The sequence below is a fragment of the Leptothoe sp. ISB3NOV94-8A genome, assembly GCF_043421595.1.
GTDB lineage: Bacteria > Cyanobacteriota > Cyanobacteriia > Phormidesmidales > Phormidesmidaceae > Leptothoe > Leptothoe turfae.
The window spans coordinates 856,955-881,792 of the sequence record NZ_JAXSQW010000001.1 but is presented as its reverse complement, the minus strand read 5'-3'; the positions used below and the strand labels follow the sequence as shown (position 1 = coordinate 881,792).

At 48.3% G+C, this 24,838-nt stretch carries 41 protein-coding genes and 1 tRNA gene; 13 read left to right on the top strand and 29 right to left on the bottom strand.

What is annotated here, in order from left to right:
* Positions 1-142 precede the first annotated feature (142 nt).
* On the bottom strand, positions 143-1,123 hold the full coding sequence (locus SPB21_RS03805) for an IS110 family RNA-guided transposase (RefSeq protein ID WP_499865561.1): 981 nt from the start codon (positions 1,121-1,123) through the stop codon (positions 143-145).
* Positions 1,124-1,630: 507 nt separating this feature from the next.
* Positions 1,631-2,203, bottom strand: a complete 573-nt coding sequence (locus tag SPB21_RS03800; protein ID WP_499059895.1) for a hypothetical protein — start codon at positions 2,201-2,203, stop codon at positions 1,631-1,633.
* Positions 2,204-2,645: 442 nt separating this feature from the next.
* Between SPB21_RS03800 and SPB21_RS03795 the strand changes: the two genes are divergently transcribed.
* Both SPB21_RS03795 and SPB21_RS03790 read left to right on the top strand, forming a co-directional pair.
* A complete protein-coding gene (locus tag SPB21_RS03795) occupies positions 2,646-3,431 on the top strand; it encodes a hypothetical protein (protein WP_499865560.1) in 786 nt (261 codons plus the stop codon).
* A 205-nt stretch (positions 3,432-3,636) separates the two neighbouring features.
* Positions 3,637-4,371 carry a hypothetical protein gene (locus tag SPB21_RS03790; RefSeq protein WP_499865559.1) on the top strand — a complete coding sequence of 245 codons (735 nt, stop codon included), beginning with the start codon at positions 3,637-3,639 and terminating at the stop codon, positions 4,369-4,371.
* Positions 4,372-4,474: 103 nt separating this feature from the next.
* On the opposite strand, the gene SPB21_RS03785 is transcribed toward SPB21_RS03790, so the two are convergent.
* From SPB21_RS03785 to SPB21_RS03750, 8 genes are all read right to left on the bottom strand, one after another.
* Positions 4,475-4,843, bottom strand: coding sequence for a hypothetical protein (locus tag SPB21_RS03785; RefSeq protein WP_499865558.1), 369 nt, complete (start codon positions 4,841-4,843; stop codon positions 4,475-4,477).
* 154 nt (positions 4,844-4,997) lie between these two features.
* Positions 4,998-5,495: a GNAT family N-acetyltransferase gene (locus SPB21_RS03780; protein ID WP_499865556.1), complete on the bottom strand. Its 498-nt coding sequence runs from the start codon at positions 5,493-5,495 to the stop codon at positions 4,998-5,000.
* Between the two features lie 95 nt (positions 5,496-5,590).
* On the bottom strand, positions 5,591-6,409 hold the full coding sequence (locus tag SPB21_RS03775) for a hypothetical protein (protein WP_499865554.1): 819 nt from the start codon (positions 6,407-6,409) through the stop codon (positions 5,591-5,593).
* 1 nt (position 6,410) lies between these two features.
* Positions 6,411-8,300 (bottom strand): DEAD/DEAH box helicase, encoded by a 1,890-nt coding sequence (locus SPB21_RS03770; protein WP_499865553.1) that lies wholly within the window; start codon positions 8,298-8,300, stop codon positions 6,411-6,413.
* A gap of 183 nt (positions 8,301-8,483) precedes the next feature.
* Positions 8,484-8,744: a helix-turn-helix domain-containing protein gene (locus SPB21_RS03765; protein WP_163699263.1), complete on the bottom strand. Its 261-nt coding sequence runs from the start codon at positions 8,742-8,744 to the stop codon at positions 8,484-8,486.
* A gap of 9 nt (positions 8,745-8,753) precedes the next feature.
* Complete coding sequence (locus SPB21_RS03760) at positions 8,754-9,524, bottom strand: NACHT C-terminal helical domain 2-containing protein (RefSeq protein ID WP_499865552.1); 771 nt, start codon at positions 9,522-9,524, stop codon at positions 8,754-8,756.
* A gap of 45 nt (positions 9,525-9,569) precedes the next feature.
* Entirely contained in the window at positions 9,570-9,821 is a 252-nt protein-coding gene (locus SPB21_RS03755) for a KilA-N domain-containing protein (protein ID WP_499865551.1), read from the bottom strand.
* Positions 9,814-10,065: a helix-turn-helix domain-containing protein gene (locus SPB21_RS03750; RefSeq protein WP_499865550.1), complete on the bottom strand. Its 252-nt coding sequence runs from the start codon at positions 10,063-10,065 to the stop codon at positions 9,814-9,816. The genes SPB21_RS03755 and SPB21_RS03750 overlap by 8 nt, the downstream gene beginning before the upstream one ends.
* A 166-nt stretch (positions 10,066-10,231) precedes the next feature.
* Here SPB21_RS03750 and SPB21_RS03745 point away from each other — a divergent pair, with 166 nt between their 5' ends.
* From SPB21_RS03745 to SPB21_RS03700, 10 genes are all read left to right on the top strand, one after another.
* Entirely contained in the window at positions 10,232-10,717 is a 486-nt protein-coding gene (locus SPB21_RS03745) for a hypothetical protein (protein ID WP_499865549.1), read from the top strand.
* 80 nt (positions 10,718-10,797) lie between these two features.
* Entirely contained in the window at positions 10,798-10,974 is a 177-nt protein-coding gene (locus SPB21_RS03740) for a hypothetical protein (RefSeq protein WP_163701576.1), read from the top strand.
* Between the two features lie 175 nt (positions 10,975-11,149).
* Positions 11,150-11,407: a hypothetical protein gene (locus SPB21_RS03735; RefSeq protein WP_499865548.1), complete on the top strand. Its 258-nt coding sequence runs from the start codon at positions 11,150-11,152 to the stop codon at positions 11,405-11,407.
* Entirely contained in the window at positions 11,391-11,594 is a 204-nt protein-coding gene (locus SPB21_RS03730; RefSeq protein ID WP_499865547.1) for a hypothetical protein, read from the top strand. The genes SPB21_RS03735 and SPB21_RS03730 overlap by 17 nt, the downstream gene beginning before the upstream one ends.
* 24 nt (positions 11,595-11,618) lie before the next feature.
* A complete protein-coding gene (locus SPB21_RS03725) occupies positions 11,619-12,122 on the top strand; it encodes an HNH endonuclease (protein ID WP_499865546.1) in 504 nt (167 codons plus the stop codon).
* Entirely contained in the window at positions 12,028-12,555 is a 528-nt protein-coding gene (locus SPB21_RS03720; protein ID WP_499865544.1) for a hypothetical protein, read from the top strand. Before SPB21_RS03725 ends, SPB21_RS03720 begins: the two co-directional genes overlap by 95 nt.
* Positions 12,556-13,572: 1,017 nt before the next feature.
* Positions 13,573-14,016 (top strand): hypothetical protein, encoded by a 444-nt coding sequence (locus SPB21_RS03715; RefSeq protein ID WP_499865543.1) that lies wholly within the window; start codon positions 13,573-13,575, stop codon positions 14,014-14,016.
* Between the two features lie 3 nt (positions 14,017-14,019).
* Entirely contained in the window at positions 14,020-14,916 is an 897-nt protein-coding gene (locus tag SPB21_RS03710; RefSeq protein WP_499865542.1) for a hypothetical protein, read from the top strand.
* A 37-nt stretch (positions 14,917-14,953) separates the two neighbouring features.
* Positions 14,954-15,226, top strand: coding sequence for a hypothetical protein (locus tag SPB21_RS03705; RefSeq protein ID WP_499865541.1), 273 nt, complete (start codon positions 14,954-14,956; stop codon positions 15,224-15,226).
* Positions 15,227-15,418: 192 nt separating this feature from the next.
* Positions 15,419-15,691, top strand: a complete 273-nt coding sequence (locus SPB21_RS03700; RefSeq protein ID WP_499865540.1) for a hypothetical protein — start codon at positions 15,419-15,421, stop codon at positions 15,689-15,691.
* A 398-nt stretch (positions 15,692-16,089) separates the two neighbouring features.
* On the opposite strand, the gene SPB21_RS03695 is transcribed toward SPB21_RS03700, so the two are convergent.
* The 19 genes from SPB21_RS03695 to SPB21_RS03605 form a co-directional block, all read right to left on the bottom strand.
* Entirely contained in the window at positions 16,090-16,356 is a 267-nt protein-coding gene (locus SPB21_RS03695) for a hypothetical protein (RefSeq protein ID WP_499865539.1), read from the bottom strand.
* Positions 16,353-16,520 (bottom strand): hypothetical protein, encoded by a 168-nt coding sequence (locus SPB21_RS03690; protein ID WP_499865538.1) that lies wholly within the window; start codon positions 16,518-16,520, stop codon positions 16,353-16,355. The genes SPB21_RS03695 and SPB21_RS03690 overlap by 4 nt, the downstream gene beginning before the upstream one ends.
* The gene (locus SPB21_RS03685; protein WP_499865537.1) at positions 16,510-16,680 is read right to left on the bottom strand and encodes a hypothetical protein; all 171 of its coding nucleotides are present in this window, start codon (positions 16,678-16,680) and stop codon (positions 16,510-16,512) included. The genes SPB21_RS03690 and SPB21_RS03685 overlap by 11 nt, the downstream gene beginning before the upstream one ends.
* Positions 16,681-16,730: 50 nt before the next feature.
* Entirely contained in the window at positions 16,731-16,943 is a 213-nt protein-coding gene (locus tag SPB21_RS03680; protein WP_499865536.1) for a hypothetical protein, read from the bottom strand.
* 2 nt (positions 16,944-16,945) lie between these two features.
* Positions 16,946-17,089 (bottom strand): hypothetical protein, encoded by a 144-nt coding sequence (locus tag SPB21_RS03675; RefSeq protein ID WP_499865535.1) that lies wholly within the window; start codon positions 17,087-17,089, stop codon positions 16,946-16,948.
* Positions 17,079-17,483 (bottom strand): hypothetical protein, encoded by a 405-nt coding sequence (locus SPB21_RS03670; protein WP_499865534.1) that lies wholly within the window; start codon positions 17,481-17,483, stop codon positions 17,079-17,081. Before SPB21_RS03670 ends, SPB21_RS03675 begins: the two co-directional genes overlap by 11 nt.
* Before the next feature lie 49 nt (positions 17,484-17,532).
* Positions 17,533-17,605, bottom strand: a tRNA-Arg gene (locus tag SPB21_RS03665).
* Positions 17,568-18,245, bottom strand: a complete 678-nt coding sequence (locus SPB21_RS03660; protein ID WP_499868673.1) for a 3'-5' exonuclease — start codon at positions 18,243-18,245, stop codon at positions 17,568-17,570. Before SPB21_RS03660 ends, SPB21_RS03665 begins: the two co-directional genes overlap by 38 nt.
* A gap of 2 nt (positions 18,246-18,247) precedes the next feature.
* A complete protein-coding gene (locus SPB21_RS03655; RefSeq protein ID WP_499865532.1) occupies positions 18,248-18,673 on the bottom strand; it encodes a hypothetical protein in 426 nt (141 codons plus the stop codon).
* Positions 18,660-19,028 (bottom strand): hypothetical protein, encoded by a 369-nt coding sequence (locus SPB21_RS03650; protein WP_499865531.1) that lies wholly within the window; start codon positions 19,026-19,028, stop codon positions 18,660-18,662. The genes SPB21_RS03655 and SPB21_RS03650 overlap by 14 nt, the downstream gene beginning before the upstream one ends.
* A 25-nt stretch (positions 19,029-19,053) precedes the next feature.
* A complete protein-coding gene (locus SPB21_RS03645; RefSeq protein ID WP_499865529.1) occupies positions 19,054-19,350 on the bottom strand; it encodes a hypothetical protein in 297 nt (98 codons plus the stop codon).
* A gap of 4 nt (positions 19,351-19,354) precedes the next feature.
* The gene (locus SPB21_RS03640) at positions 19,355-20,128 is read right to left on the bottom strand and encodes a hypothetical protein (protein ID WP_499865527.1); all 774 of its coding nucleotides are present in this window, start codon (positions 20,126-20,128) and stop codon (positions 19,355-19,357) included.
* Positions 20,129-20,237: 109 nt separating this feature from the next.
* Positions 20,238-20,618: a hypothetical protein gene (locus SPB21_RS03635; RefSeq protein WP_499865525.1), complete on the bottom strand. Its 381-nt coding sequence runs from the start codon at positions 20,616-20,618 to the stop codon at positions 20,238-20,240.
* A gap of 37 nt (positions 20,619-20,655) precedes the next feature.
* Positions 20,656-20,865 (bottom strand): hypothetical protein, encoded by a 210-nt coding sequence (locus SPB21_RS03630; protein ID WP_499865523.1) that lies wholly within the window; start codon positions 20,863-20,865, stop codon positions 20,656-20,658.
* Positions 20,866-20,935: 70 nt separating this feature from the next.
* Positions 20,936-21,106, bottom strand: a complete 171-nt coding sequence (locus SPB21_RS03625) for a hypothetical protein (RefSeq protein WP_499865521.1) — start codon at positions 21,104-21,106, stop codon at positions 20,936-20,938.
* Between the two features lie 33 nt (positions 21,107-21,139).
* Positions 21,140-21,391: a hypothetical protein gene (locus tag SPB21_RS03620; protein ID WP_499865520.1), complete on the bottom strand. Its 252-nt coding sequence runs from the start codon at positions 21,389-21,391 to the stop codon at positions 21,140-21,142.
* Between the two features lie 342 nt (positions 21,392-21,733).
* Positions 21,734-21,979, bottom strand: coding sequence for a hypothetical protein (locus tag SPB21_RS03615; protein ID WP_499865519.1), 246 nt, complete (start codon positions 21,977-21,979; stop codon positions 21,734-21,736).
* 162 nt (positions 21,980-22,141) lie between these two features.
* Positions 22,142-22,855, bottom strand: coding sequence for a hypothetical protein (locus SPB21_RS03610; protein WP_499865518.1), 714 nt, complete (start codon positions 22,853-22,855; stop codon positions 22,142-22,144).
* A gap of 12 nt (positions 22,856-22,867) precedes the next feature.
* Positions 22,868-23,458: a hypothetical protein gene (locus SPB21_RS03605; protein WP_499865516.1), complete on the bottom strand. Its 591-nt coding sequence runs from the start codon at positions 23,456-23,458 to the stop codon at positions 22,868-22,870.
* 1,087 nt (positions 23,459-24,545) lie between these two features.
* On the opposite strand from SPB21_RS03605, the gene SPB21_RS03600 reads away from it, so the two are divergent.
* Positions 24,546-24,737 (top strand): hypothetical protein, encoded by a 192-nt coding sequence (locus SPB21_RS03600; RefSeq protein ID WP_499865515.1) that lies wholly within the window; start codon positions 24,546-24,548, stop codon positions 24,735-24,737.
* Positions 24,738-24,838 lie beyond the last annotated feature (101 nt).

Here is a 24,838-nt window from a genome sequence, read left to right as displayed (position 1 = left end):
GTCTTTTTGACGGCAAATGTTGAAAATCAATCACACTCCTCTATTCTCTCTTTTCTAGTGTTAAAAAGGAGCAACAACTCATCTAAATTGATCAGAAAAAGGTTCTACATTTGCACAGAAAAAAGCGCTGTGACCATTGAAACTAGGTCGTTTGGAAGAATGCTGTGACTTTGTTGTCATCCCAGGGTTCATTCTTCTTGACCATTGCGTTCAAACAGATGATAAACTTTCTCATACACGCAATAATCGCCACTTTCTTAGCTTTCCCTCTGGCCAGTAGCTGTTGATAGAAGGCACGAATCGGTGGATTGCACTTCAGCGCTGATAAAGTGGCCATGTATAGCAGCGCCCGCACCGCGCCTCGACCGCCCCAAATACGTCGCTGTCCCTGAAAGCGACCGCTGTCTCGATTAAAGGGCGCAACACCGACCAACGCTGCAATCTGTCGCCGATTGAGCGTACCGAGCTCCGGCAACAACACTAGAAAGCTTGCCGAAATTAGCGGGCCAATGCCTTTGGGCGAACGCAAAATAGACTTGCGCGCTTTCCACTCAGAGACTGAATCGCTAAGGTCTGCTATTTTCTCATCAAGTTGTTTTATCTTCTTTTCTAACCAGTCGATATGCTCACTCACTTCATCTCTGGCTGCACCCTTCACCAACAGTGTCCGACGGTTCTTCTCCGCGCTTAGAATCTCAACTAACTGCTGCCGACGCGTGACCCACTGCTTTAGCTCGCTTTCGGCGGCAGAGGCAAAGACTGTCGCGGCAGGCTCGGTCACCTCACCGTACTTGGCAATCACATAGGCATCAATCGGGTCGGTCTTAGCCAGCTTACTCAGGGCTCTGGCTAAGTCTCTGACCGGACGTGGGTTGACCACGCTTACTCGGATGTCATGCTGATGTAGCCTCAGCGCCATTCGTGCCTCGTGGCCGCCTGTGGCTTCGCAGACAACGGCTGGATCCGGTCGTTCTAATACCTTTTGCCTCAGCGCTTCGATACCTGCCGCATCGTTGCTGTATGAGCAATACGTTTCTGCGCTCAGGTCATACACATCCAGCTTGTCTTTGCTGACGTCTATGCCTATCCAATTCACCGGAGTTACCTTAGCTGATGTCGTCATATGATCTCTCCTAAAGGAGTACGGTATTGAGGCTCCATCCACTGCACTCTACCTTGCGTGATCCGGTCTCCCATGGGAACCTGGCGATTTTTTCGAGCTCTCAGTTCGATGAATAGTAGCGGTAACCTTGCTTGCGGTCGGACTATGATGAGCTATCATGAACGGGAGGACCTGGTCTAGTGCTACTACGCTTAGCGTATTTGAGTAGACTCCTAAACAAACCCGTTCTTAACATTTGCTCATCGGTTCTAGGGGATGACGGTCTCCTGCTACACCTCTAAACATACAAGGGGACGGAAACTTAAAATCTTCGTCATAGTATTCGCAGATTGCCCGGTTTAGAATCGACTACCCCGCAAGGGGACGGAAACATTCGGGAACAGTGTAAGGCAGTTTGCCGAAGGCAGCGGTTTAGAATCCACTACCCCGAAAGGGGAAACCAACCACACAAAAACAGGGCATACGCATGACGTACACCCTTGCCAAATTCCCTATATGTTACTCGGCTTAGCGGTTTTTCTCCCTAATGCTATAGCCGAACGCGTTTACTATAATCACAGTTTTACCGCTAGCTGTCCTAAATCTAACTATCGGGCTGCATTCACAAATTTTTGATGCAGCATTTTGCATATTGGTACCAAATTCTTTTAGCTCTAAATCACTCTGCTTATAAGCCAACGGAGTTACTACAACATCGACCAGTCCCCTGCCATTTTCAATACTGATCTCATTAATCAAAGCCTCTGTAGGGTCTAATTCTGAAATCACATCCTTAAAAGCTCTAATTTCTTCAGCATCAAATCCTCTCTTATCCTTCTTTTCCCTTTCTGCTTCCTGCTGTGCTGCTATTGCTGCCCTAGCCTGCTCTTGTAATTCTGCGTTTCCCTGACTAGCTTTCCATTCAGATCTAAGTTCAGCACGCCTGACTTCAGTTTGACGATGCTCCAGCCAGGCAACGCCCACCCCGCCGACCAAGATCAAAAATCCTAGACAGCCAGCTGTAATGAGCGCAGGGCGTTTCCAGTTGCTAGCGGGTTTACTAACCAAGCTTTTGGCTTTGAACTTTTGACCGTCAGACATAAGAGAACACAGAAACCAGCGCTCTTATTATTCAGCAGGGTGTCAAAACAATTAGCATTAGATAACTATATTCAGACCTTCAGTTAACTAACACCAACCCCCAGACAACCCCACCCCCGACCTTAGGTCTCATATCTCAGCCCTAAAGCCTCCCCCATACTCCACTAAGGTCTGGCCGGGATGCAGGACGGTGCCACGGCGGAAAGTCTTTAGGAAATATACAGAACCTTTCAGGCGATCGTTCAAGGCTGCATGCTAGGTTGGGCGATGTCTGCCTAATACCCTGATTTAGCAGATTAGGTGAATATTGGCCTTCTAATCAATTGTTATGCTGAGAAGAAAAAATGGTTCGACAGAAGAAACTCCGCCATCTCTGCCGTGCGACGAATGCTAACAAATTAGCTGGAAACATTATTGGCTTTTCGACATTGGGACGACTGAGATGACTGAATCGGAAGCCTTGAACTTTGCCGTCGAAGCAGCAAAAGCCGCCCAAATCGCAGCGGAAGAGGCAGCTGCTCAAGACCCCGATTGGTGGGTTATTGTACTCAAACTCATAGAACTTAGTCCTGGGTTGTTATTGACACTAACAGTAATTGTCACGCTTTGGTTCAACCGAAACAGACTTGGTGCCGTTCTGGATCGGGTGTCTGGTCTCAAAGCTATGGGTGTGGAAGTCCAACTGGATGCCGTCAAATCACTCAGTAAAGCGGTCGCTTCGCTAAGCGACGATCTAAGAATCCAGACCACTGTCTCCGGTGAAATTAAGAATATCCGAGTTACTGAAGACGACGAACGTCGAGCGGTTAAGCGTGCGGAACATGCTATTGAAGCACTCAAGGACCGAACCGTGATCTGGGTCGATGATTGTCCACAAAACAACGTATACGAAGTTCACGCGCTTGAACTCCTTGGGCTCAAAGTGATTCAGGTAACCAATAACGGGGACGCCATCTCGATGATCAAGGACAGTAGCCAGAGGATACATGTTGCCATTTCAGACATTGGTAGACCCGATGGAGCGCCCTCCGGACTAGAATTATTGGACAGTTTTGCTGAAAATAGCTTAGACATCCCTCTTATTTACTACGTAACAATCGTAAACAAGGACAAACCGTGGCCAGCCACCTCAAATCGTGAAACAAAGGCATTTGGACTTACAAATCGCCCTGACGAGCTAGTCCATCTCCTTCTGGATGTGCTGGAACGACGCTGGCCACTTTCCTAGCACTGCGTCACCTATTGGCCACCCACTTCCGCAATCTGCGTGGTAGGTTGGCCAATGTCTACCTGATCCTCTTGTCAGGGGATTAGGCAGAACAATTCTAGATAATCTTCTTGCAGGGGTGTTAACCAGACATTTTCTGAATAACTCCTATGCTCAGAGTATTATCCAGAAAAAATCGGTATACATAATCGTTACGCTGACAAAGATGCTCGACAACAATCACACATCGTTTTTCCCGCCGCAATCGAACTGTACGCTCTGGCGGTACATGGACCTAACGAAATTGCTTAGCCTCCTTGAAACCAGCAAGCTTTTCTTTCCGCGATCTGATAAGTTTGACGATCCCTACGAGGGTGCATGGTCGAAAGCGGGGATCAAGCTGCTCCGTGATCCGGCAACAAACGGAGGGTTACCGCCAGAAGCCGTCGACCAATTCATTGCGGGCACCCAGCGACAGCGACAAGAAATGTTCATTAGCTGCTGGTTTGTAAGTGATCATGAGTCCGCAGCAATGTGGCAACTCTACCTTCAAAGCCCGGAGGGAATTGCGATAAAGACCGATCACGACTCCTTGACTAAGGCAATTGATGCAGCTCCGTTTATGGGGCGCACTACTATGGTTCGCTATATCGACTACGAAACTACACCAATCCCGTTTGGGAACGGTTTTTTCCCTTTCATCCATAAACGACTTAGTTTCGCACATGAGAACGAACTCAGGGCAATTGTCTGGTCCCGAGAAAACGTAAACAAACCGCAAATACCAGCCGGTTCCACGTCATTAACTATCGACATCGAACCAGCTGAATTGATCAAAGCGATCCACGTTTCTCCTAAGGCACCAACTTGGTTCGGCCAGCTTGTTGAACAATTGATAGCGAGATATTCTTTAACAATACCAGTAATTCGTTCCGGACTTTATAATCGGCCAATATACTAGTCGGCCTAATTGGGATTGGGAGAATCCTCACGACTCCTCTTCCCTCAAAACAACTCCAACACCCTCTCCGACCACTTAAGGTGCTGATAGGTGGTCATGCTAATCATCCAAGTGCCTCATTCAAAATCGCTACTACCTGAACTAGAAAATCCTGGTCCAAGCGCTCAAACAATTGCCCTGCGAATGCGCCAGGCTCGGTTGTCGCTCCTACAGAAAACGTCTGCCGAGGCTTGACAATGCCCGCATCAATAGCCGCCGCTCTGGTTGACGTATACTCACCGGCTAGCATCTTCTGGTGGATCTCTGGAGCAGTCTCAGCTATGCGTTGGGCGAGGTATTCAGATCCTCTTTCTTGTTTATCAACGTAGTCATGACTACGTTGATTCTCTGACTTGGGTTTGCCTTTCCGCCCATGAGGGTTGTTGTTGCCGCCAGGCCTGCGTTCAAGTGTCGGATCAGCTTTTGCGGCCACTTCAACGACAGCTAGGCATTCTTTAGCAGTGGTGGGTTTATCAGGACTACCTAGTTTTTTGTATTGAAGCTTGTTAGCAAAACGTTAAGCGCTCGTTGGCGTTGTCCCTTGGTAGGTGACTTTGGTCAGAGGATAGCACAACAAAAACAGAACCCTATAACTCTCTTTCTAACCAAAGTTGTTTTCCACCATTCCACCTAGAACGGTTGGTAATCAAACCGTGCTTTCTGTACAGAAATAGTGAAGCAGAATTTTTTTCGTTAGTGTTTAAAGCCAATAACTTAGAACCTCTCTTCCTTGAACGTGCTATTACAGATTTTAGAAGGTTAGAGCCAATGCCTTGACCTCTATATTCCTGAATTACGAAAACATCTTCAACTTTAGTTTCTATTCCAGAAAGCCAGATAGAATAGTAGTCTCGGCTCTGAGTGTATCCTACAGCATTACCGTTATGCGAAATAGCCAAAAGGAACTCAATACTTGTGTCTGAAAGTGCGATTTCAATAGACTTATAAAGAACCTCTCGCAAAGGCTTATCTTGCTTTAAAAAATCTCTAAACAGTAGGATAAGACCCGTAAGGATAGAAACATCATGGCAAGTTGCTACTCTTACAAGGACAGGAGCCTTTTCTTCTATTGATATGGATTCCATATTGAGATTTCAGTAGAGAACGATTGATAGAGATAGTCGCATAAGCCAGCTAGATTTGAGAAGATCTCGTTCTTTCTAAACCCTTTGGCCATCTTTTAGCCCTCATCTACTAACGCATTATTCAAAATCGCGACCACCTGAACCAGCAGGTCATGATCTAGGCGCTCAAACAGCTTCCCGGCTACCTCCTCAGCCCCAACCCCCTCAGCCCAGGAAACCGTAATTCGCTTTGTCCCACTCAGGCGTTCTCTTACGAACTCAGTGGCCTTTCGCTTATACTGTGGCCGCTCAAGCAGGTTCATGGGGGCTGGGTTCTCCTCAACCCATTTCTCTAACTCAGTCCCGATCTTGTCTACCTGTTCTTTAACCTCTAATTGCTTAGGCGTTGGCTTATGCTGGTTTACCCTGGGGCCTAACTTCACCGCCTCACTCTGGCCTAGCAACCCAGAGTGGTATAACTCCCTGGCAATCTGGGGGGCACGAGCGATCGCACGATCCCTGTCCCTTCGTTCTTTTGGTTTCTCCACATCACGTGGAGAAACCACTTTTTTCTCTGTGTACTGGTTTCCGTTGAAATTCCCCTCTCTAGCATCTTCAGGTGTTAGAGCTTCAATAACCTCTCTGCGCATGTTCTCGAACTCTTCCACCTTTTCTTTGAGTTGATGGCGGAATGGAGCCTTGATTGCATGGTTAAGCACTTCTTTGGACACACCTGCACCATTTGGGTAGGGTTTGGTTAGATACTCCTCTAGCGTCGCCGCTGATTCCTGCCAAGTGCCTTCATGAATAACCCCATGAATCATGTTGATAAACAAGTCTGGGCTGACACCTTTGGCCTCTGCGGCTCTGTGTATCTGTAGGGTGTACCAGCCTGACGTTGTATATGTGGATGGTCGGATAATAACGTCAGCCATATCAACCTCCTTTAGCTGCTGTCTTTGCAAATCGCCATTGTGAAATCTTGGCTCTCAGGTACTCTTCACCTAGAGCAGGAATTTTGCCGACATACCTTAGCATGTTCGTAAGCTGTTCTCTGTCAGCGTATTTGGGTTGAATGTCAATGCCAGTTTCCTGCTTCAGGATGTACCAAGCCGCTTCATAAGAATTGTTTCTTGAAAGCGTTGTGTCTACTTGATATCTCAATAGCCGAGAAATCGCATTCGGATTTCTGGATTTTTCGGTGCCTGTAACTTCGTATAGCAACTGATCTCTCAACTGTTGAAGCGTTTTATCTGGATGCATCGACGGTGGGATGAATCCATCTCGTTTCATGTTTTCAGCAATATTGACCCCTGCATCACGCAAAATCTTTGCAATGGACGTTGTTGCTATGCCCTCCAATCCGTGTTTTTGTTCTAAGTAGGCAAGTTCTTGATGCCCCAAGTCCTTTGACTCATCGGTGCCTTTAACTACAGATGGCAATACCTCCAGATCTGCCATTGAACCAGATTCCTTCTTTTTCCCAGTGCTGTTTTTAGGCTTAGAAGCTTGTTTTTTCTTTATCCTCAACCCTGCCATCGCCTCACTCTTCTTCGCCTCAGCATAGGCGACAGCCTCAGGATCACACGGCATGATTACTCTTGCAGGTTGCACATCGAATGGTAGTTCTTTTCTGACCCTGGCTACTCTGCCAAATAGTTGATCCAAAAATCCCCATTCTCTATAGTTCGTTAGGCAGCACAATACATTGAGGCGATTGCAGCTAAATCCTATAAACGCTTGCCTAACGGTGATCAGGACATCTATTGATTCATCTCGCTTGAACTTTTGAAGCGCTTCAATACTTTTAGGGCCATCACTAGAAATAGCGACCACCGTTTTTAGGTGTGGATAGGTGGTCTTGAAGTACGCTTCAATCTTCTTGGCCTGTCCCTGATCATAGGCAGCAACCAACATTCCAAAATGCTGCCATATAGCCTTAGCATCGTTTAATTCATTGACACTGATATCAATGAGATGTTGATAGAATTCAGCCTCTTTAAGAAAGCGTCCTAACTTTCTCTTCATTTTTGAAACCTGCATCAATTCAGAAGGCTTTCCAACTTTATGCCAAATGCCTTCAGCGTCGGGCATTTTGAACATGACATCGCGCAGATACCCTTGGGCAACACCTTCTTGATAAGAAGCGGTTACATCGTATACCGGGAAAATCTCATTATTAGGGTCTGGCGCTGTATATTGAACACCCCAAACCCGTTCACCGTTACCCCTTGACGTGCCACCCATCACCAAAATATAGGGATAGAACTCAGCTAACTGGTCCATCGTCCCAGCGAATTTGTTGGTGGGTTCACCAGTCTTGGGGTCAATGCCCAGATATTGAGCTTCATCTAACACCAACAACGTTCGCTTCTGCTTAGCAAAATCTCGATGAAACTCAGGGCTACTGATCAACGATGAAAAACAAATTGAATATCCATCTTCTTCGCCAGTACAAAACGCCTGATAAGCATACCTGGGTTCATATCCTTTGAAGTCACGAGGATTAGAGCCAACCGTAAAGGCTTTAAATTTTGGACTATCGAACAATTCATTAAATCCAGAATGCCAAACGCCATCGTCATCGTGATACCCAGACCAATCCTCAGAGAATTGACCACACAACGCTGTTCTTGGGTTAGCGTGAACAACCGCGTCAATCATACCCAGCCTGTAAAGTTCAACCGCTACACCAAACGAAAGAGCCGTTTTACCGCTCCCTGGGAAAGGATTAGCGGTAGCAATTCGCGACCCTTTCTTGTACTTCTTAATAATGAGAGGGATACCCGTCTCTTGAAATGGCCGGTAACGAATAGAATCTGTCATCTCTGTTCAGTCAAACTCCTTGAAATTACGCTTACCTAAAAAGTCTTTTTCCTTTCGTCCCTTTAAAATCCGACTACCAGCCGCACCTCTGGCACCGCTAGCAATCGCCTATTCACTTGCTCATTTCTGTTGGCCACAGTCTAGCACAACAAATCTGAAGAGAGACCTTAAAACACTGTCCTCTTAGTTAAGATTCTCGTCTTTATGTACGCGCCATTCCAATACATCTGACAATCGCAATGGAAGCGCTTGCAATTGTTCTGGATCACCGATCTTCACTAACGCAACCAGTATTTCATTGATGCGGTCTAAGCCTGGTTTTGTCTTACCACTACGCCAATGGGCGATCGAGCTTTTGCTAATGCCTAGCTCGTCGGATAGGGCATTCACCGAGACCTTATAGCGGGCCATGGCCTCAGTAAGGCGGAAGATTATTTGACTCATGGTTATTCCTCATTCTTGATTATTCTCACTTGGAGGCGTCAACAACCTAGCCTCAATCGCTTCCCATTCCTTGCGAGAGACACGAACAGCGGCGTTTTTGCAGTCGATGATCAGCTTGGTAGCGTAAAGATAGTTTTCTAGTACTTCTGATTCTTCAGGTGAGAAGGTTATAAGCTCTTTGTCTAAGTGGAAGAAGGTTAGAAAAGTATCAATCAGTTGATCAGTAAGCTTCTGCCATTCGTCAGACGTAGCTTTACTGGAAGGTATGTGTCCTCTTAGGTCTTCCAACTTCGATGAAAGTGCTTCGTAATCAATGGCGATATCGCTGTCATCATCGCTTTCGTTGGTTCTATAGCTATCGCTGACGGCAGTAATGATACTACTAATGTCGATGACGATGTCGCTGGCTCGGGTGATGACGTTAGTGCTGGCTCTGACTCTGGCAATGTCGCTGGCGATGGCAATGATGCTGTCGCTAGCCCTGGCCCTGGCTCGGGTGATGACGCGAACGCTACGGTTGTCATTGTCATTGGCGATGTCATTGGCGATGTCATTGGCGATGACGCTAGCGCTGTTGCTGTCGCCAGCGATATCGATAACTGAATGCAAAAGCAGTGCCCTTGAGGCCAGCATTTGATTGTTAGGAAGTGACTCATCGCTTAGACTCATTGCCCACTGCAATAACCCTTGCAGTTTTGGTGAGCTAATAAACGCATTCGCTTGTTGCTCCATCACCAGCAACAGGCCAAGCTCATCTCCGCCTGTCAACTGTTCAACCATCCTCAATCTCCCCACCCAGCACTGTCGACAACCTGGACTCCCCCACTAACCCACTAACACCCAAGTACCTTGCTCGTTTCCTTGGTTGCCACCCTTAGAAATCTCCACTAACTCCGATATCCGAATCTGGATATCGGCTGAAAGTCCCTCTAAATAAGCTGTTGTAGACTTCAGCTCAAAATACTTAGCCACCTTTCTGTTGGTGGCTTTAGCCATATCAGTCAGGCAAGTATATCCATCTGATTTGCGCTGGGACATTAAAAAGCCGTTGTAATCGTGCTGAATAATTTCAGTCATCGAACTTCACCCCAAACGAAACACCTAAAGCTTTTTCAATAGCCTGCAAATTCTCAATCGACAAAGTCCCCTTAAGAGTTTCCTTCTCAAGGTCATACCAATAGGTCCGACTAACACCAACCTCTCCGCATAGGGCTTCTAGCGATTTATCAGAAGCTAGTCGCGCCTCCTTAATTCGCTTTCCTAAGCCTTCTACCTCTACTTCAAGGATTTTTCGGACCCGCATTACTAATTTCTGCAACATCGCAATTAGTGTAAACGGATAACTACTAGTGACATTATAACTAAAAACTATTAGTTGACAAGTAGAAACTAGTAGTTTACATTTAGGGTATAGCAAAGCCCGATGTCTTGCCGTAGGAAAGTTCGACACCGGGCTAAGCAACCCAAACCACTTAACAATTTGGATTATGCAAACTATACCCAAGTTTTCGACTAGTCCCAATGGGGATAACTACACCATCCTTTGGGGTTCCGAAGTTATTGGAAAGATTGACTTTAATATCACCACCCTGAAATGGGAGTACAGCCGCTACTCAGCATATCCAGCGGTTGTGTCTGGTGGCACTGCTGACGAATGCCTGAAAGCAGCTAAACAGGATTACACGCTGACCCACAACCCCGAACCTTTAGCCAAGGTCATCACCAAAGGTCCCAAGAGTCGGCCCAGCGGATTCTATTCCGATATGCGCTACATAAGCCGTAACCGAGTCCAACGCATCACCATCGGCGGCTTGGATGGTTCATGGACCGATGACCTATGGGTGCCTCTGAGTCTGGCGAATCAGCTGAAGGTGGGCAGTGTGGTTGTACCTCATCGCCCGGATGGCCCCAATGGGAAGCTTTACCTGAAGTGGCCTAAGACTCCCGTCCGTCGTTCGGCAGTAGCCGCATAGGGAGGGCTTGAGCGATAACCCTTCACCGCCGGTTCCATCGCTACGGGACCGGCCTTACCAACCCTACGGAATTTAGAACGATGCGAATACTCCTATACACGTTGTTGTGGCTTGTTGTTTGTCCCCTATGGCTACTGACTCAAGCCTTGGACAAAGGTAGCTACATCGAAGGTCAGTTCAGTGATCTTGAGGTTCATCTGAAGCTTGAGATTGAGTCGAAGGTCAAAGCCGCTGTTAATGCTTGGGCGGAGGCGTAATGATGACCTACATCAATCATGACGGTACCTTGCTCGTCTACGTCGAAACCGTGTGGGCTGCCCGCCAGTGGTGGTACTTGCTACACGACACCCAAACGCCCTGCATCATCTGGAAGAAAGGCACGGATACACCTTGGGCGGCATTCCCGTTATCTCGACTGTTAAAGGGGGTGTCATGAAGGATCAAATCACCATTCCTATCAGCCCCGACCAATCAGATAAGCAACTAGAAGCGTTTGTGATGGCACTGATCCATGGCTACGGGTTATCTGCGGTCCTGGATGCAATGTTCGAAGGCTTATTACATCACTACGACGAGATTCGATTAGACCACACCATTCAACGCCCCGTCCTCGATTCGATCAACGTGGCGAGTGTGATGGCTGAGCAGTTACTACAGAAGGAGAAACAGAGCGATGACGAAAGTAACTAAGACTCTCATTCGCCTCATTTTCCTCTCTGTACTATGGCTACTAGTACGCTTTACCCTTTTCTGTCTGGAAGTGTCTGAGTTGAACTGGGAAGCGTGCGCGGTGTCTGGCGCTGAGGATCATCTGATCGTGAAGATGCAGCGGTTGGTAAGAGCATTGTTGCCAGGGTTTGTTAAGCCGTGGTCTTAGTCGATGGGGTTTTTGAAAAACACAATGCCTAATAACGCTTCATCCAAACAACGGCAGATATACACTGCCTACATCAATTCTCAAGCCTGGCGAGAAAAGCGATCTCAGGTCCTTGAACGTGATGAGTATCGTTGTCGCATATGCGGTTTTAGCGACTCCGATGGGTTAAGCCTACAGGTTCACCATTCTAGCTACGAAAACCTTGGCAATGAGCCATTGAACCAGTTAGTAACGCTTTGCACGGATTGCCACCCGATAGCCGATCAATGCCAAAAACGACAACGGAAACGACTAGGGCAAAACAATCAAGTGCGAATGGACCCAGGGGCGTTTTTGGAAGAAGTAGAAAGTACAGAAATAGTTGAAATCAAACGAGGTAAGGATGACATTACAAAAGTTTCAAATCCGATTAACAGGGCAAGCACCCCTACTAATGCACAGCGGTCAAACAGCCGATCCGCTGAATCGTTATTCAAAAGCTCTGAAGGCGGTATCGAGCAAACGCGCCAAGACGGACGCCGATTTTGAGGAGATGGCAAAAATCGAGTGGTATGCGAGCCTTTACACTAATAAGAAAGAGAAAATTATTATTCCTGACTTTGTTTTAGAGGCAGCGTTTGTGGCTGGCGCTAGGAAATCCAAACTAGGTAAACAAGCCCAAGCAGGATTGTTTGTTGATGGCCATGCTTTGCTCAATTTTGATGGTGATGATTTACCTATAGACGAGTTATTCAAAAGAGATCAAAACCGTCATTGTGCTGCGGTTCGCGTCCAAAGAGCCCGTGTCATGAGAACGCGAAGTTTCTTTGAGGATTGGACTGCGACAATCAAATTGGTTTATAACGACTCTATGCTGAATAAGCCTGCCGTTATCCGTGCTATTGAGGATTGTGGCGAACAGGTTGGACTTTGTGACTGGCGGCCAAAGTATGGCCGATTTGTTGTTGAAACTATTCAATAAGGTAAACCAAATTTTGCGAAACAAGGGTTTAAAGCCCTTGTCACAGGAGAGTTAACACGACTTCTGTCTGATGAGCTTAGTGTTTCCGGCTTGACAGGTTCTGGCCCGGTGGGGCTAGGCTTGGTTTGGCGTGGCCAATCAAGGCGAGGCGAGGTGGGGCAAGGAAGAGAGGTTCATAAACCATGAACCTCTCTGACCCACGGCGGCTCCATCACGATCCCGTAACGGGGTCGGGGCTTAGAGTTACTGCGTGGGCCTGGTGCGTCGGGGAGGCGGATTTTGGTCATCAGCGAAATACAAAAGGCCAATGAATACCCCTAGTAAAACTGCTTGGGCTCAAGTCAAAGTCCCCAGGCTGAGACTGAAGATCCTTGACCACTGTTTTGCAGTGCTTTCGGAACCGCCACAATCCCACCACTATATTTTTAGTCTTGGGGGACCAATCATTGATTAAGTGCTGTTCATTTGTACACTGCCTGCGAGTTGGTACAGAGAGAACCGCACTGAATAAAAGAGAGCGTTGGGCTCTGTCAATTTTGAGGCAGTCTATCTGCCAATGCGTTGAGGTCTTCATTACTTCAGTCAAGCTAAATTCTTGCCGCCATCCTAACACCCCCAACCCGCGATCACGCCAGGCTTCCGGCCACCCTGCAAGAATCTCCTGAAAAGACTGGTTTTAAAGGGGTTGAGCGAGAAAACTCTGGGTGTGCGATCGCGTGGGGGGTCGCAATCTTTAAATGAGAATGCACCGTCTACTTTAAAGAACCTTTTAAAATCAAGGGTTTTGAGAGATTCTTGCAGCATATAGCAAAACCGCCAGGGCATAAAGCACCGGCGGCTGTTTGTTTTGCTATAATTTGGGAAGTCAGACGCAAGACACCACTAATGCGAATGACTAAATGACACATAGGAAATTCAAGCTGTGTCCTCACAATTCTACCAAATGAAATAGAAGATTGCACTCTGTTTGGCCAATGGGCTGAGCGGAGTTTTGTTGTTTTAAGGAGCAAATTGAATATGGGTGAAGCTAAGCGGAGAAAGGCGACTGATCCTAACTATGGAAATCCGCCTGATCTTATGGTCTCTTGTTTCTGTCAGATTTGCGTTGAAGGCAGCGAAGGGGGTCGGTTTCAAAGGCATGTTGATGCCGCGTTGGATCAATCAATTGATCTGCATCAAGACTTATTAAGCATTTGCATGCTAGAGGCTTGCATTAAATATCCTTCGGTCGGGATAGAAAACATGCGAGACATTGATATTGCAGGCAACTATCTTGGTGCAGCGATCTCCAACTTTAAGGAATGGGGCTTGCACCCGACTGAAGATAATGTCAGCAAAGCTCTTGATCGAGTCGACGCATTTCTAAAAGAGAAAGCACTTAAACATATTGACGAGATAGAGAAAGCGCCCAAGACCGCTATTGAAAGTTTCTTCAAAGCATACGCTTACGCGCAAAGCTAACTCATGACCACCCCTGCTACCACCAAAATTGTCGTCCGTGTTTTCACCCGCATCTTGGACTGTGGCCAGGAGTGTGCCCGACTGTGGCATGTCCTTAGAGCTATGGATGCCCAGGGTAGGGGGTGGGTGAGAGTCTTCTATGCAGAGTTAGCTCAAGTAATGGGCGTCTCTGTACGGACAATCCAGCGGTGGGTGAGTCAGGGTTTAGCAGGCGGTTGGTTTAGAAACCCAGTTATTGCTCACGAGGATGGCAGCCGGACTATCTACCTAGCTAGTACCAAGGCAGTGAGAAAAACTCTGGGGCTAGAAGACATAGGCGCGATCGCTGAGGTCGGGATTGAGCATCTAGGCCGGAGTGAAGCCAAAGCATTATGCACGGCGTTGGAGGCGCAATATAGACAACGACAAGCCTACTGGGCGGCTAAGCGAGCAGCAAAGGGCAGACGGAAGCAATTGGTATTAGACCCGGAACGAATGGCGACCTGTGAGACAATGCCACGGGAAAAGAGTCATGTCATCGTGTCGAGCCCATTTAGCATTCCTGGCTGCTCCCATGCTGGTTTAGCCAAAGCAACCGATTGGAGTCAAGCCACCATCAAACGACGACTCGATAATAGATGGAGATGCGATCGCAACCTCGACATCATTGAGAAGAAGAGAGTGGCTACTGAACTGGATGATCCTGCACTACTATTTGAGCTAAGAGAATCCGGTCAAGATTTCCTGGTTACCAAGAATGGATTGGGATTGACTAGGGTGCTTAAGGTTGTCCGTAGTACGGGCCGCTCTAAGGTTGTGAGCTTAGGCTGCAATATCTACAGCACTGGCTATGAGCTTCTGAGTTGTCGGAGTCTTCGCCGGAGACTTAAAAAGGATGCTTCGCAGTTGGTTAGAGCATAAGTATAAGGCTAATGTTTGTCGTTGAGGACAGGGGACCATGATTACCCAGTTAGAATTGCCATTAAGAGGCATTGCCGAGATAGAGTTAAGATCACGGCTAGACAAGCTGGGTTGGGAGATTGAAGAAACCACAGTGACTGATTTCTTTCTCCTGGAACAAGACCCTGATGGCAACATGGATGCTTTCCAGTTATTGTTTTCCAATCCTCACCACTGGATAGATGTGTTGTGGGTGGGCGATGAGTTTGTGGTTACTGGGTGCGATCGCGCGTTCAATGAATTTGGTGTTTCTTTGGATTTAAATAAGTGAAGTTTATCCAGCAGGGAAAGGAGTCCATGGGTGTAGAGCAGATCAACACGACCGACCAACTCAAGCTTGCACTGATCAAACAATGGGTAGCCGAGTCTCGCTGCTGGGTAACTCAGAAATCAGTCATAACAAGGACTCAAGGGCGTTTCTCATGCCCTTGTGCAAATTGCATGAAATTCAGGAGAGAGGATCATGAGCAAATACGAAATCACAAGCCGAGACTTGCACACCGGCTTCGACATCCCCCAGTCTGTCGCTGTCTGCCCTGAATGTGGAGCTCAGCTGCATGTGGAGTTTGATGAGTGGGAGACTGAAACCAGCAGGCCCACCTATGAGGGAATGGATCTGTGCTGTTTCGAGGAAGATTTCGAAGACCCAGAAACGGCCCATCGGCATTGGCAGTGTGATTGGATGACTACAATTGATAAGGTTTGGAAGTATGTGAAGGACCAACGCAAGGGATGACCGCCATAATCAACCCCGCACCCACACCACGACCCAAGCCAGCGCAATAACCCCAACCAGCAGCCCCAGCGGATCACCCCCGCCCACACAATGCGCCCCGCAGTCGAGCAAGGCATCGGCCTTGGCGTCAGACACGATGGCGCGATATTCGGATGCGGTGAGGCCTTCGGGAGTCATGGGCGACAGAGGTGGTTGGTTGTAGGGTGCCCAAAAAAATAGCGCCATTCCTCAAGGGAGCAGCGCTGGTGTGGTGTGGGTGGGTGGCGACGATTATGGGGTGCCTCTCGGTTTTTCAACAACTGCACCTGGGTTGTCCGCCCTGGCCTCTCTGAAAGCTTGACCAAGAGTCTCGTGCGTATATCGAACGGTCGCGCCGTTGATCCTAAATATGTAAGTCCTCATTGTCTTTTATATGCGTTGTACTTTTCCTTCGCTTTGCCCCTGAGGTCCATTGGATCATTCCCGTCTGCCCAAATATGATTAATCTGAGATGGGGTTAATCCAACGTGCAGCCCAAGCTGACCAAAGTACTCCCAGTAGGAGGAGCAACTGTCAGGCTCTTGGAACGTATCAAACAATGTTGCCTCTGAGATGCGCTCCTGGATGGCAGCAACTAGCCCTTCCCGACTAAATACAGTTGTTGTTGCCTGTGGTTCGTATTTCATCGCACCACCACCCTGTCATTGCTCTTGAATGGCTCAAAGTCTGGCAGCCGAGGACTAAACACCTGTGCCTTAAGGCTCAGTAAATCGGCAGATTGATGAGCCGTGATAGGAGTAGGGACCACTCCAGAAGTTGGTGTGCTGATTGGTTGTGGTTTATTTTTCATCGGTTTTTACCTGTTGGGTGATTGGTAGCGCGTGATTAGGTTCATTTCGTTGCAGCAACTGCTGTCGTCGTTGGTTCCGTTGCTTGGCTACTGCGATCGCCTCCTCTAAGCTGCAATCACCAAAAGCCAATGCGTAAGTAATCGTCGTGAAGTCGTCCATGACCGTCTCCTGTTGTGGTCGGGAGATCAGCCTCTATGATTCTGAAAGCCTTAAAACTCGGGGAAAAAGTCTGGGTGGTCGGCCATCGCCTGGCGCACTACCCGATCTCTTTCCTGCAAACTGGTCGTGGATGCCCCTGTGAAAGCGCCATAGGCCTCAACAGCACTGGCGTAAGTGTTGGTTCTGTCTGGGTCGTTGATCGAAGCGGCCATACGCAGAGCGATCGCACGCTTCATGTCACCCATTGTTATCGGTCTAGCCATTTCTACAGCACCTTCACCCTGTCTGGATGGATATAAATCGGCGGGTCAGGCAATCGGGGTAGTGTGGGTCTGGCTGCCGTCAGCAAACTTGGGTTGATTTTCTCCCTCGTAGCTGGTCGCCATGGTGGGATGGGGTTATTTGCCATAACTAAGCTCAGTAACTTTAATACCTAATTCTTTTGCCAATGCAACTTCACGCTTGGTCTGCTCGCCACCCTCATACGCGACTAATTCGTCAATTTTGCCGAGGAAAAACAGAGATTCATCACCCCAGTTTTTGCCGACAAAATAAACCTCGTCGCACGGGTAAAGATTGTCTGCACCCTTTGCTTTGCCAGCCGCAATGCCAACGGTCCACATTCCGTGCTCATCAGCTAATCGATACGCGATACCAAGAACGCCCATATCACTTAAGCCACTGACTATGGTTAAGTCGTGTTCAGGGTGATTTTTAATAAATTGTCTTAGCTGATTGCGCGCATCTTCATGATCAAATTCTTGCGCGCAATAACCTGCAACACCAACCTTGTAACTAGCCATATTATTTATTTCTCCTTTCATCTAAACCAAGGGCCGGGAGAGCGACCCAGGCTGCATCCTGGACTCGAACCAGGGACCGATCACTTAGGAAGCGATTGCTCTATCCAACTGAGCTAATGCAGTAAGACTGGGCATGGAGCCCAGAGATTTATCGAAGCAAAACCCCGCAGCCTTGGCCTTGGCCTGACCTTCTTTGTCGCTGGGCACAGACCGCCACGTTGCCCATACCTTGGGTTCTAACTCTTTAGCCAACAGTCGCCCTGCTTCAGGTTCCCGCTGGAGAATGTGGGCGATCAGCTGGCAGTCGGTTAGGGCTCGGTGGTTTGCCCACACAGGGATCCCATAACACAACGCCAACTCCACCAAATTGCAACCTTGTCGGGTGGCGCGGGGCCAGGTGATGGCACGGGTGTCGATCCAGGCTTCGTACTCAACCCCAATTTTCTTCTCGACAAAGGCTTTGTCAAAAGCAGCATTATGGGCAACTATCGCATCCGCCCAAGCCAAATGAGACTCGACTAAATCAAGCGACTCCTCAAGACACTGGTGATGAAAGCTATTAGCCGCCCCCGCACTAATCCCATTCAGATGCTCTGTGGGGCTAACATCCACGCTCACGGGCACCAGGGTAGAAATCTGCTGCAATACCGTGTTGTGAGACAAACTGAACAGGATGCAGCCCAGTTCGATCACCTCGTCGGTGGTGGGGTTGAGTCCTGTGGTTTCCACATCAACAATTCCGAGCAAATCTAACTTAGCCATAGCTACACCCCCTTGAGCGCCAACACGGGCACCTTCTCTGCTAACTGCTCTAATCGTTCGTCGTACTGTCGCTGCAGTGCTCGTCCCCTATCCGTGAGTCTCATTTGTTCTAGCCGCTTGGTTAGTGCCTCCAGATCTCGCTCGATCTGAGAGATGGCGGTAGCGTTAGCCTGGACTGCCGCTGCCTTCTCTAGCTCGATCTCTTCATAGAGGTTGTCTAGCAGCTGATCGTCGGTGTGCTTAATCTTTTTGTTGGTAAACCGAATCTGAATTTTGTGACCAGATGGGCCAATAGGGAAGGTCTTTGCCTCCTCCCCAGCCACTCGCTCCATGGCCTCAGCGATCGCTTCACCAGACAGCGCAGAGATGCGGGCGGCGAGGGCTAAAGATTCAAGCCGCAAAAGATACCATTGCTCAATTGCATTCATGCCCACACCCCCGCAAAATCTCCAAAACTTCAGCCCCGTTGATCATTAGTCGGTCCCACCTTCCCGGCGTCCCGAAACAAGCCGCCCACCAATCGGCGCAAGAGCGAGCCAAAAGATCTTTGGCATAAAAAGCTTCCCACCCAGTAGAGCCTTTGAGTAAACGAAACACCAAGTCTTCAGAACCTGGGGCTCGCTCAATAATGTACGGAACCTGTTCGTCGGACTCAACGCCCGTGCTACAGCATGTACGCTTGGCGCTGATAGTGGCGTAATGCCGGGGCCAGAGATAGCAGTACCCACGCTCCATTTGCATCTTTTCGATGGCTTCTTTTGAGAAAAGTTTTTTGAGTGTCATAACTCTCTACTCAATACTTACGTGCTTAAATTTCTCCCCCACCCCCCACCGGAGCCATCCTGAATCCGTCTATGGCTTCTGCGACATAAATCAGACGAGTGACTGTCATGCTGCAGGGGAAGTCGTATAGATGGCAACCCATGGACTCCACCCGAAACCCTCCACCAGGCAGTTGCTGGACGCAACGAACTTGACAGGTGACTGGGACATGACGAGCCGCCATATTGGCCATGGACGGATTTAGGCAATAGGCTAAATCAAGAGAGAGTGTCATGCCCGGTGTCACATGGAATAGCTGGATGGGGGTTTCGGTAGTTTTCATGGGGCTAAAAAGGTATAAAGTCAGGATCAACAGCGCCCCCACCAACACCCACCGCAGCAGCAACAGAGCACATGGCATTGATGTATACCTCACCATCACCACCGGCCCACTCATTAATGGCTGTGAACTGCTTGGGTGCCATGGCCCACTCTTTAGCCTTATCCAATAGTTCTGGGGTGCTATTGGCACGTTGCGCCATATCGTTTAGCAAACGCACCACCCGACATTCGTTGTAACTACCTGCTGCACCATCGGGCATAATGCCGTCATAACCAAGAGGGGCCGCACCATCTTCAAAGACAGCCTCTAAATTCACCTTGGCTTCCTGCCATTCCTTGACGATGCGCTCGTCCAGCGGCTTGGCAGGCTTAGGAATGACTGTGTATTTGGTGTTGATTTTCTCTCCCTCCTTTTTGAGAAGGATGTTGTAGTTCTTGGGGTGACCCCAGTCTTCATCGTTAGCAAACTCTGCTAATGATCCCTGAATGCCAGCTTGGGTGATCTCCCAGATTTTTAGCTGACTAGCGTCGTAATCCCACACCAGCACACACCAAAAATGCTTCACTCTATCCGGCTTGCCATCATCGTTTAAGCGGATATCAGAAGGCGTTTGATCGGGCTTCTCTCGCATCCGCACTGGCTTATTATCCATGTTCCAGTACTGCCACCCAATCACCACATCACTCAAGATACGAAGCCGGTTGTCGCCAGTGACAGGCTTAAAGTAAGAGCCGCCGCCACTGCTAGGAACTTCGTAATCTTCAGGTAAAAAACTCATAATCTGTTCTCCAATTAGTTATGGGCTAACGTCACACTGACTACCGCCCTGGACACTAAACGTCAGCCCCCAAGCCACCGCAACCACTCGGCAGGTTGCGCCATTCTCCTCAAAACGGCTGTTCACACTCATCCCGAAACTCAGGCCAATCCCCCCACAACAGACAGTCATGGATGACGCTGTCTGGGAAATGCTCCTGCACCCAATCCTCAATCTTGGGCCGACGTGGGCCGACAGCAGCCCCTACCGTTAGCCGGATGATGTGTTCTGCCTCAACAAACCGATGGCCGGTCTCTCGGCAGATCTCATAACGGTGAACACTCACCCAATAGTCAGCCGTTGGGGCCTCATCCAGTACCGACCGATGAACCCCATGGAGCAATTCACTCCAGATACCATCTTCGTCGAGGCTGCAGCAAGGGCCGCAGGGAGTGACCTGGGGTAAGGCGAGCTCTGCTGTGGGGTGGGGGATACGCATTAAATTAGGCATTATCCAGAAATCTCCTATCTGTTTTTCAATAGGGGCTCTAACCCTCGTACCACTGCGCTAAATTGAACGGCTTTGGTACATCAACTTCTTCTCCAGCGTCAAGATCAGCATTGAGCGAAGACTCTTCATCCGCATCAAGTCCCAATGCCTCTATAAAGGCGTCTACATTGCCTTTAGGGATTCTTACTTCCTGATTCCCGTAGGTGACGTATAGCTGCCCAAATGTCGTATTCTTCGTGATCTTCATTACTTTCTCCCTAAAAAAACAAACAACAGAAAAGCCCCAGCCGAAAGCCCCCAATGGCTGGGGCAAGACTCTAAAACTCAATAACAGTCCCGTCAGGCGCGACGACCTCAACGTCGTACCCACAGCAACCATTGCCATAGAACCGGGCAACGAATGCATCGTAAGCCTGATCAGGCGTCATCCCTGGAGACTGGCAAATCTCGTCTCCGTCAGGGTGCTGAATCGTGTAAATAAATTCCATCTCTAAAGTTTCCAAAAAACTAAAACTCAATAACTAAGCGGCTTCAGATCCCACCCCGCCAAACAGGCCATACACAAACTGTTCGCAATCCTGCATGGTTCCGCTATCACTTGCAGGGATACCCTCAACACAGGGAACAAACTTCCATCTGGCGTCAGACCAGTACATCACCCAATCCTCAGGGGTAACGCAAGTGATAGTCCCTATCTGGGTCTTGCTTCCGTCCTCGCCAATGCCATACACAGAACGCTCGGTTAATGGATGCTGAACAATAAAGTCTTTCATATTTCTAAAAATCTGTACTACGAAATGAACAAAGCGGGGCCGAAGCCCCCTGAGGATTAAAGATGCAGCCCGGTTGGCTTGTAGTATTTCAGGACCTGCGAAACTTGCAGGGAACCGTACCGCTCCGACCCATGAAACAAGCAATTCACTGTCGTGAACTGCCGCCCCCGACGGGTCCAAGTCTTAGGCTCGGAAACAACGGACATAACAGCGCCGGTCTGACGGTTTTGAACTAGTGTGTCTGGGGCAATGCGGAAGACGGTTGAAGGGGTTTTCATAACTCTTACGAAATAATTGTTGTACTACGAATGAAGCGATAGGGGCCGAAGGAGCCCCCGACAATTACTGGAACGGGTCTAGCGTTGGGTCAAGGACGCTCTCGGATTGCCCCCCAAACGGGTCGGCGGCAACAGGACCAGAAGCGCCCATCACCTGATTAATCTCGTCCTCGGTGAGATTCCCGTTCTCTTGCTGCCAGAGGCTTAGCGCCTGCTGGTAGGTGTTGGCGGTCTGTAGCGTGTTGACCATTTGCTGCAACTGAGACTTGATTGTGGCGATTGACTGGGCGGTGACTGTGGAGGGTGTCATAGCTGCTATTAAGTTCTGAACTCAATCTTGAGCCCAATATAGCAGTTATCCTGCAAATTTGCAATCGAATATCAGATTTACTTGCAACTTGCTGTCTTGCTGTCTAGGGAGACACAGTGATCCGCCTATACCCAAAGGGCTAGGGTTTTGATTGGATGAGCGTCAAGTGTCCCAATCCAAGCTGTAGTTATTTGATCTGCAAAAGTTTCTCAGTGTTGCTCTAGATACGGCCACCTTTGATTGAGTGATCCACTCGTGGTAGGCGTCGTGCACTTCACCAGTAATGACCACAAGATTGTGCTCATCCGCAGCAAGCGCAGGTGCGGTTGCCCTGGGTTCGATGTGGTGGATGTGCTTTTCCTCACCGCGACTAAAGTTGTACCCAGATATCTGGCAGCGTGAATGCTTCTTCTTTAGCCGAGTCATTACGGCTTTCTCAACACTAGCTAAATTCTTGTCCTGGATCAGACTAGCCATCACCAGCTGTGGGTGCCCAGCGACAAGGTAAGCCAGCAACGCAATGCTAGCGCGATAATCCAAGGCTCTTTTCGGCCTATCCTGGGCTAACTGTTCGAGCAAAATGTATAGACCTACAGGCAAAACATAACCTGCGCCATCAGGCTGCCCGTACTGATCCAAGTCGTCAGCATCGAACAGGAAGGTCCTTATAGTGTTTCGGTACTGATTGACGATCTCCCTTGCGTCATCCCTGCTTCTGGTCAGTAGTACGCCATGGAGTTCGTTGAGTGACACGTAGGCAGCGCCATCTTTGATGAGAAGATTCTCATGCATGGCGTTAAACTTAGCAATCTGGTGCTTGGACAGCGTTGTCTTCAGGGCAACCTCGTTGTCCCTGTTGAGTCTAATTTTTCCCATGATGCCCCCTGATCAGAGGCCCATGCCGCCGTTAAGTTTTACGACGGCTAACATTTGTTTCCTGAGTTTGTTGATATTGGCCTGTTGTTCATCTAATCCGCCATTATCTGGGTGGTACCGCTGGGAAAGCTCTATATATATCTTTTTCGCTTCAGATTCCATCTCGGTCGCCTTTTCGCTGACTCCGAAATCCTCAAACTTGGCTCGATCAAAGTTGCGATCGAGCAACCAAAAACCTACCTCATCAAAGGCGTTCTCTCCAGCCTCACGCAGGCGCTTGACCTCTGCCTTCAATGCCTCTACCTGCCCTTTGAGCATAGCGATTTCCTGCTCAGGGCTAGGTTTATTTAGCTTCTGTATCAACGCGTCCCAGCTGCGAGCCTTAATCCCTAGTTGAGCCTTAGCTTCGTCGAAACTTGAGTATCGCCCTTTCAGCTCAGCTACTTGCTTTTCTAGCAGGAGTTCTTCAGGGCTAGGCTTCGGCCTGTTAAGCTTTTCTGCCAAAGCTTTCCAGCTGGAAGCTTTGATACTGAAATGAGCCTTAGCCTCGTTAAAGCTCGAAAACTGTTGTTTTAGGCTTTTTTCGGTATATTTATTATCCATACTAATAACAATAAAATAAAGCGCTTAATGCACTCCTATACAATGACCCTACAAGGCATCAGCCCTATTTATGCAGGGCTTTATGAAGAAATAAAACACAATTAGACCTTAGTCGGTGTTGTCCCTTGCGACCAAATTATGCCTTGAATTAAAATTTGGGGCTCTACCTGTTGCCTCCTATTGAAAAGAGTCTATGAAAAACAGTTTTTAACGCTATACTTCAAGACTAAAATCACACCTTTGGAGAGCTTTGATCACGAGTCACGGTACAACAAAAATGTAGTGTATCGTTATCTACCAATGACAATCGGTGTATCCCCTGAAATCGACGCTAATCGCTACTTGAGTCATGCCAGCCAGAATAACTATTTCAATCCCAGATGAAAACCTTCCTAAGGCGATGCGGCTTCTTCTTGAAAACAGGGCTCAAATCAAAGAGCTTTTAGATTTACCTGGCACAGAGTTAAACCTAAAAGCTGAGGGAATAGATATTAAATGGGATTCAGAGGCGCTTAGCGCTTTGCGTCCCCGTTGTAACTAGTCAGAATATCAATAAGCTTTCCGGGTTGCTTTATTGAGCCCCCTTCTGCATCTCGAACTATTCCGCACTGGGCGATAGCCGTCAACAATATAAAATTATCCCCGGCGCTTTTGCTGGGGTCGTACCCCCATGTTTTGTATCGCCCCAGTAGGGTAACGAATGAATCATGGTAGTAGGGATCTGCGAGCTGATTTAAGCCAGTCTCTTCAGCCATCCACTTGAGCAGCATACTAATAGTTAGTCCGCGCTTGCGCTCCGCCGGGGGAGTCCCCTCAAAAAAATTCCGCAAACTAGGCGGCCAAGCGGAGCGGTCGTTGATGAATGATTCTATATTTTCCCCAAGCGTTTGCTTTCCCCTATCTGAATACACAGCATTAACCACTATTCTGCATCCCCCATTATTAGCCGTAAACCTTAAAATGCAAAGTGTTTGACGATTTTGATCTTCGACGCCTAGATTGACTTGAAAACACATAAATAACCTCCAATTGCAATATTGCAGAGCAACTGCTATATTGGGCTCAACGATGAGTTCAATACATCAGAATGGAAGGCAAAACCCTGAGGATGGACACGGATTCACGCTCCAAGTTTTACGTGTCTGGCAAAGTCAGCTCCAAGGTAAGGAGCTTTCATGCAGAAAACAACGAAGATAAACAGCTTTGGTTCACCGTCGAACAACTGCTGGAAGCTGGCTTGAACGTGCTGTCAAAACAAGAACAAAAGAGAGCTGCCTGACCCATCAATAAAACTAAATGTGTTCTATTGACTCAAATCTATGTTACACGAGGCTCGTATGAAAGCGTCCGCAACAAAGAAAGTGTACGACAAACAGAACA

Excerpts from the sequence above, each read along its gene's own strand:
- SPB21_RS03685 (WP_499865537.1), bottom strand. The coding sequence starts at position 16,680 with ATGGACGACTTCACGACGATTACTTACGCATTGGCTTTTGGTGATTGC.
- SPB21_RS03715 (WP_499865543.1), top strand. The coding sequence starts at position 13,573 with ATGGGTGAAGCTAAGCGGAGAAAGGCGACTGATCCTAACTATGGAAAT.
- SPB21_RS03795 (WP_499865560.1), top strand. The coding sequence starts at position 2,646 with ATGACTGAATCGGAAGCCTTGAACTTTGCCGTCGAAGCAGCAAAAGCC.
- SPB21_RS03615 (WP_499865519.1), bottom strand. The coding sequence starts at position 21,979 with ATGACACCCTCCACAGTCACCGCCCAGTCAATCGCCACAATCAAGTCT.
- SPB21_RS03690 (WP_499865538.1), bottom strand. The coding sequence starts at position 16,520 with ATGAAAAATAAACCACAACCAATCAGCACACCAACTTCTGGAGTGGTC.
- SPB21_RS03770 (WP_499865553.1), bottom strand. The coding sequence starts at position 8,300 with ATGACAGATTCTATTCGTTACCGGCCATTTCAAGAGACGGGTATCCCT.
- SPB21_RS03605 (WP_499865516.1), bottom strand. The coding sequence starts at position 23,458 with ATGGATAATAAATATACCGAAAAAAGCCTAAAACAACAGTTTTCGAGC.
- SPB21_RS03800 (WP_499059895.1), bottom strand. The coding sequence starts at position 2,203 with ATGTCTGACGGTCAAAAGTTCAAAGCCAAAAGCTTGGTTAGTAAACCC.
- SPB21_RS03680 (WP_499865536.1), bottom strand. The coding sequence starts at position 16,943 with ATGGCTAGACCGATAACAATGGGTGACATGAAGCGTGCGATCGCTCTG.
- SPB21_RS03705 (WP_499865541.1), top strand. The coding sequence starts at position 14,954 with ATGATTACCCAGTTAGAATTGCCATTAAGAGGCATTGCCGAGATAGAG.
- SPB21_RS03730 (WP_499865547.1), top strand. The coding sequence starts at position 11,391 with ATGACGAAAGTAACTAAGACTCTCATTCGCCTCATTTTCCTCTCTGTA.
- SPB21_RS03750 (WP_499865550.1), bottom strand. The coding sequence starts at position 10,065 with ATGTTGCAGAAATTAGTAATGCGGGTCCGAAAAATCCTTGAAGTAGAG.
- SPB21_RS03645 (WP_499865529.1), bottom strand. The coding sequence starts at position 19,350 with ATGAAAACTACCGAAACCCCCATCCAGCTATTCCATGTGACACCGGGC.
- SPB21_RS03775 (WP_499865554.1), bottom strand. The coding sequence starts at position 6,409 with ATGGCTGACGTTATTATCCGACCATCCACATATACAACGTCAGGCTGG.
- SPB21_RS03600 (WP_499865515.1), top strand. The coding sequence starts at position 24,546 with ATGGAAGGCAAAACCCTGAGGATGGACACGGATTCACGCTCCAAGTTT.
- SPB21_RS03660 (WP_499868673.1), bottom strand. The coding sequence starts at position 18,245 with ATGGCTAAGTTAGATTTGCTCGGAATTGTTGATGTGGAAACCACAGGA.
- SPB21_RS03675 (WP_499865535.1), bottom strand. The coding sequence starts at position 17,089 with ATGGCAAATAACCCCATCCCACCATGGCGACCAGCTACGAGGGAGAAA.
- SPB21_RS03710 (WP_499865542.1), top strand. The coding sequence starts at position 14,020 with ATGACCACCCCTGCTACCACCAAAATTGTCGTCCGTGTTTTCACCCGC.
- SPB21_RS03725 (WP_499865546.1), top strand. The coding sequence starts at position 11,619 with ATGCCTAATAACGCTTCATCCAAACAACGGCAGATATACACTGCCTAC.
- SPB21_RS03640 (WP_499865527.1), bottom strand. The coding sequence starts at position 20,128 with ATGAGTTTTTTACCTGAAGATTACGAAGTTCCTAGCAGTGGCGGCGGC.
- SPB21_RS03780 (WP_499865556.1), bottom strand. The coding sequence starts at position 5,495 with ATGGAATCCATATCAATAGAAGAAAAGGCTCCTGTCCTTGTAAGAGTA.
- SPB21_RS03670 (WP_499865534.1), bottom strand. The coding sequence starts at position 17,483 with ATGGCTAGTTACAAGGTTGGTGTTGCAGGTTATTGCGCGCAAGAATTT.
- SPB21_RS03745 (WP_499865549.1), top strand. The coding sequence starts at position 10,232 with ATGCAAACTATACCCAAGTTTTCGACTAGTCCCAATGGGGATAACTAC.
- SPB21_RS03720 (WP_499865544.1), top strand. The coding sequence starts at position 12,028 with ATGCACAGCGGTCAAACAGCCGATCCGCTGAATCGTTATTCAAAAGCT.
- SPB21_RS03610 (WP_499865518.1), bottom strand. The coding sequence starts at position 22,855 with ATGGGAAAAATTAGACTCAACAGGGACAACGAGGTTGCCCTGAAGACA.
- SPB21_RS03700 (WP_499865540.1), top strand. The coding sequence starts at position 15,419 with ATGAGCAAATACGAAATCACAAGCCGAGACTTGCACACCGGCTTCGAC.
- SPB21_RS03735 (WP_499865548.1), top strand. The coding sequence starts at position 11,150 with ATGAAGGATCAAATCACCATTCCTATCAGCCCCGACCAATCAGATAAG.
- SPB21_RS03630 (WP_499865523.1), bottom strand. The coding sequence starts at position 20,865 with ATGAAGATCACGAAGAATACGACATTTGGGCAGCTATACGTCACCTAC.
- SPB21_RS03740 (WP_163701576.1), top strand. The coding sequence starts at position 10,798 with ATGCGAATACTCCTATACACGTTGTTGTGGCTTGTTGTTTGTCCCCTA.
- SPB21_RS03655 (WP_499865532.1), bottom strand. The coding sequence starts at position 18,673 with ATGAATGCAATTGAGCAATGGTATCTTTTGCGGCTTGAATCTTTAGCC.
- SPB21_RS03620 (WP_499865520.1), bottom strand. The coding sequence starts at position 21,391 with ATGAAAGACTTTATTGTTCAGCATCCATTAACCGAGCGTTCTGTGTAT.
- SPB21_RS03695 (WP_499865539.1), bottom strand. The coding sequence starts at position 16,356 with ATGAAATACGAACCACAGGCAACAACAACTGTATTTAGTCGGGAAGGG.
- SPB21_RS03765 (WP_163699263.1), bottom strand. The coding sequence starts at position 8,744 with ATGAGTCAAATAATCTTCCGCCTTACTGAGGCCATGGCCCGCTATAAG.
- SPB21_RS03755 (WP_499865551.1), bottom strand. The coding sequence starts at position 9,821 with ATGACTGAAATTATTCAGCACGATTACAACGGCTTTTTAATGTCCCAG.
- SPB21_RS03805 (WP_499865561.1), bottom strand. The coding sequence starts at position 1,123 with ATGACGACATCAGCTAAGGTAACTCCGGTGAATTGGATAGGCATAGAC.
- SPB21_RS03790 (WP_499865559.1), top strand. The coding sequence starts at position 3,637 with ATGCTCGACAACAATCACACATCGTTTTTCCCGCCGCAATCGAACTGT.
- SPB21_RS03625 (WP_499865521.1), bottom strand. The coding sequence starts at position 21,106 with ATGGAATTTATTTACACGATTCAGCACCCTGACGGAGACGAGATTTGC.
- SPB21_RS03650 (WP_499865531.1), bottom strand. The coding sequence starts at position 19,028 with ATGACACTCAAAAAACTTTTCTCAAAAGAAGCCATCGAAAAGATGCAA.
- SPB21_RS03635 (WP_499865525.1), bottom strand. The coding sequence starts at position 20,618 with ATGCCTAATTTAATGCGTATCCCCCACCCCACAGCAGAGCTCGCCTTA.
- SPB21_RS03760 (WP_499865552.1), bottom strand. The coding sequence starts at position 9,524 with ATGGTTGAACAGTTGACAGGCGGAGATGAGCTTGGCCTGTTGCTGGTG.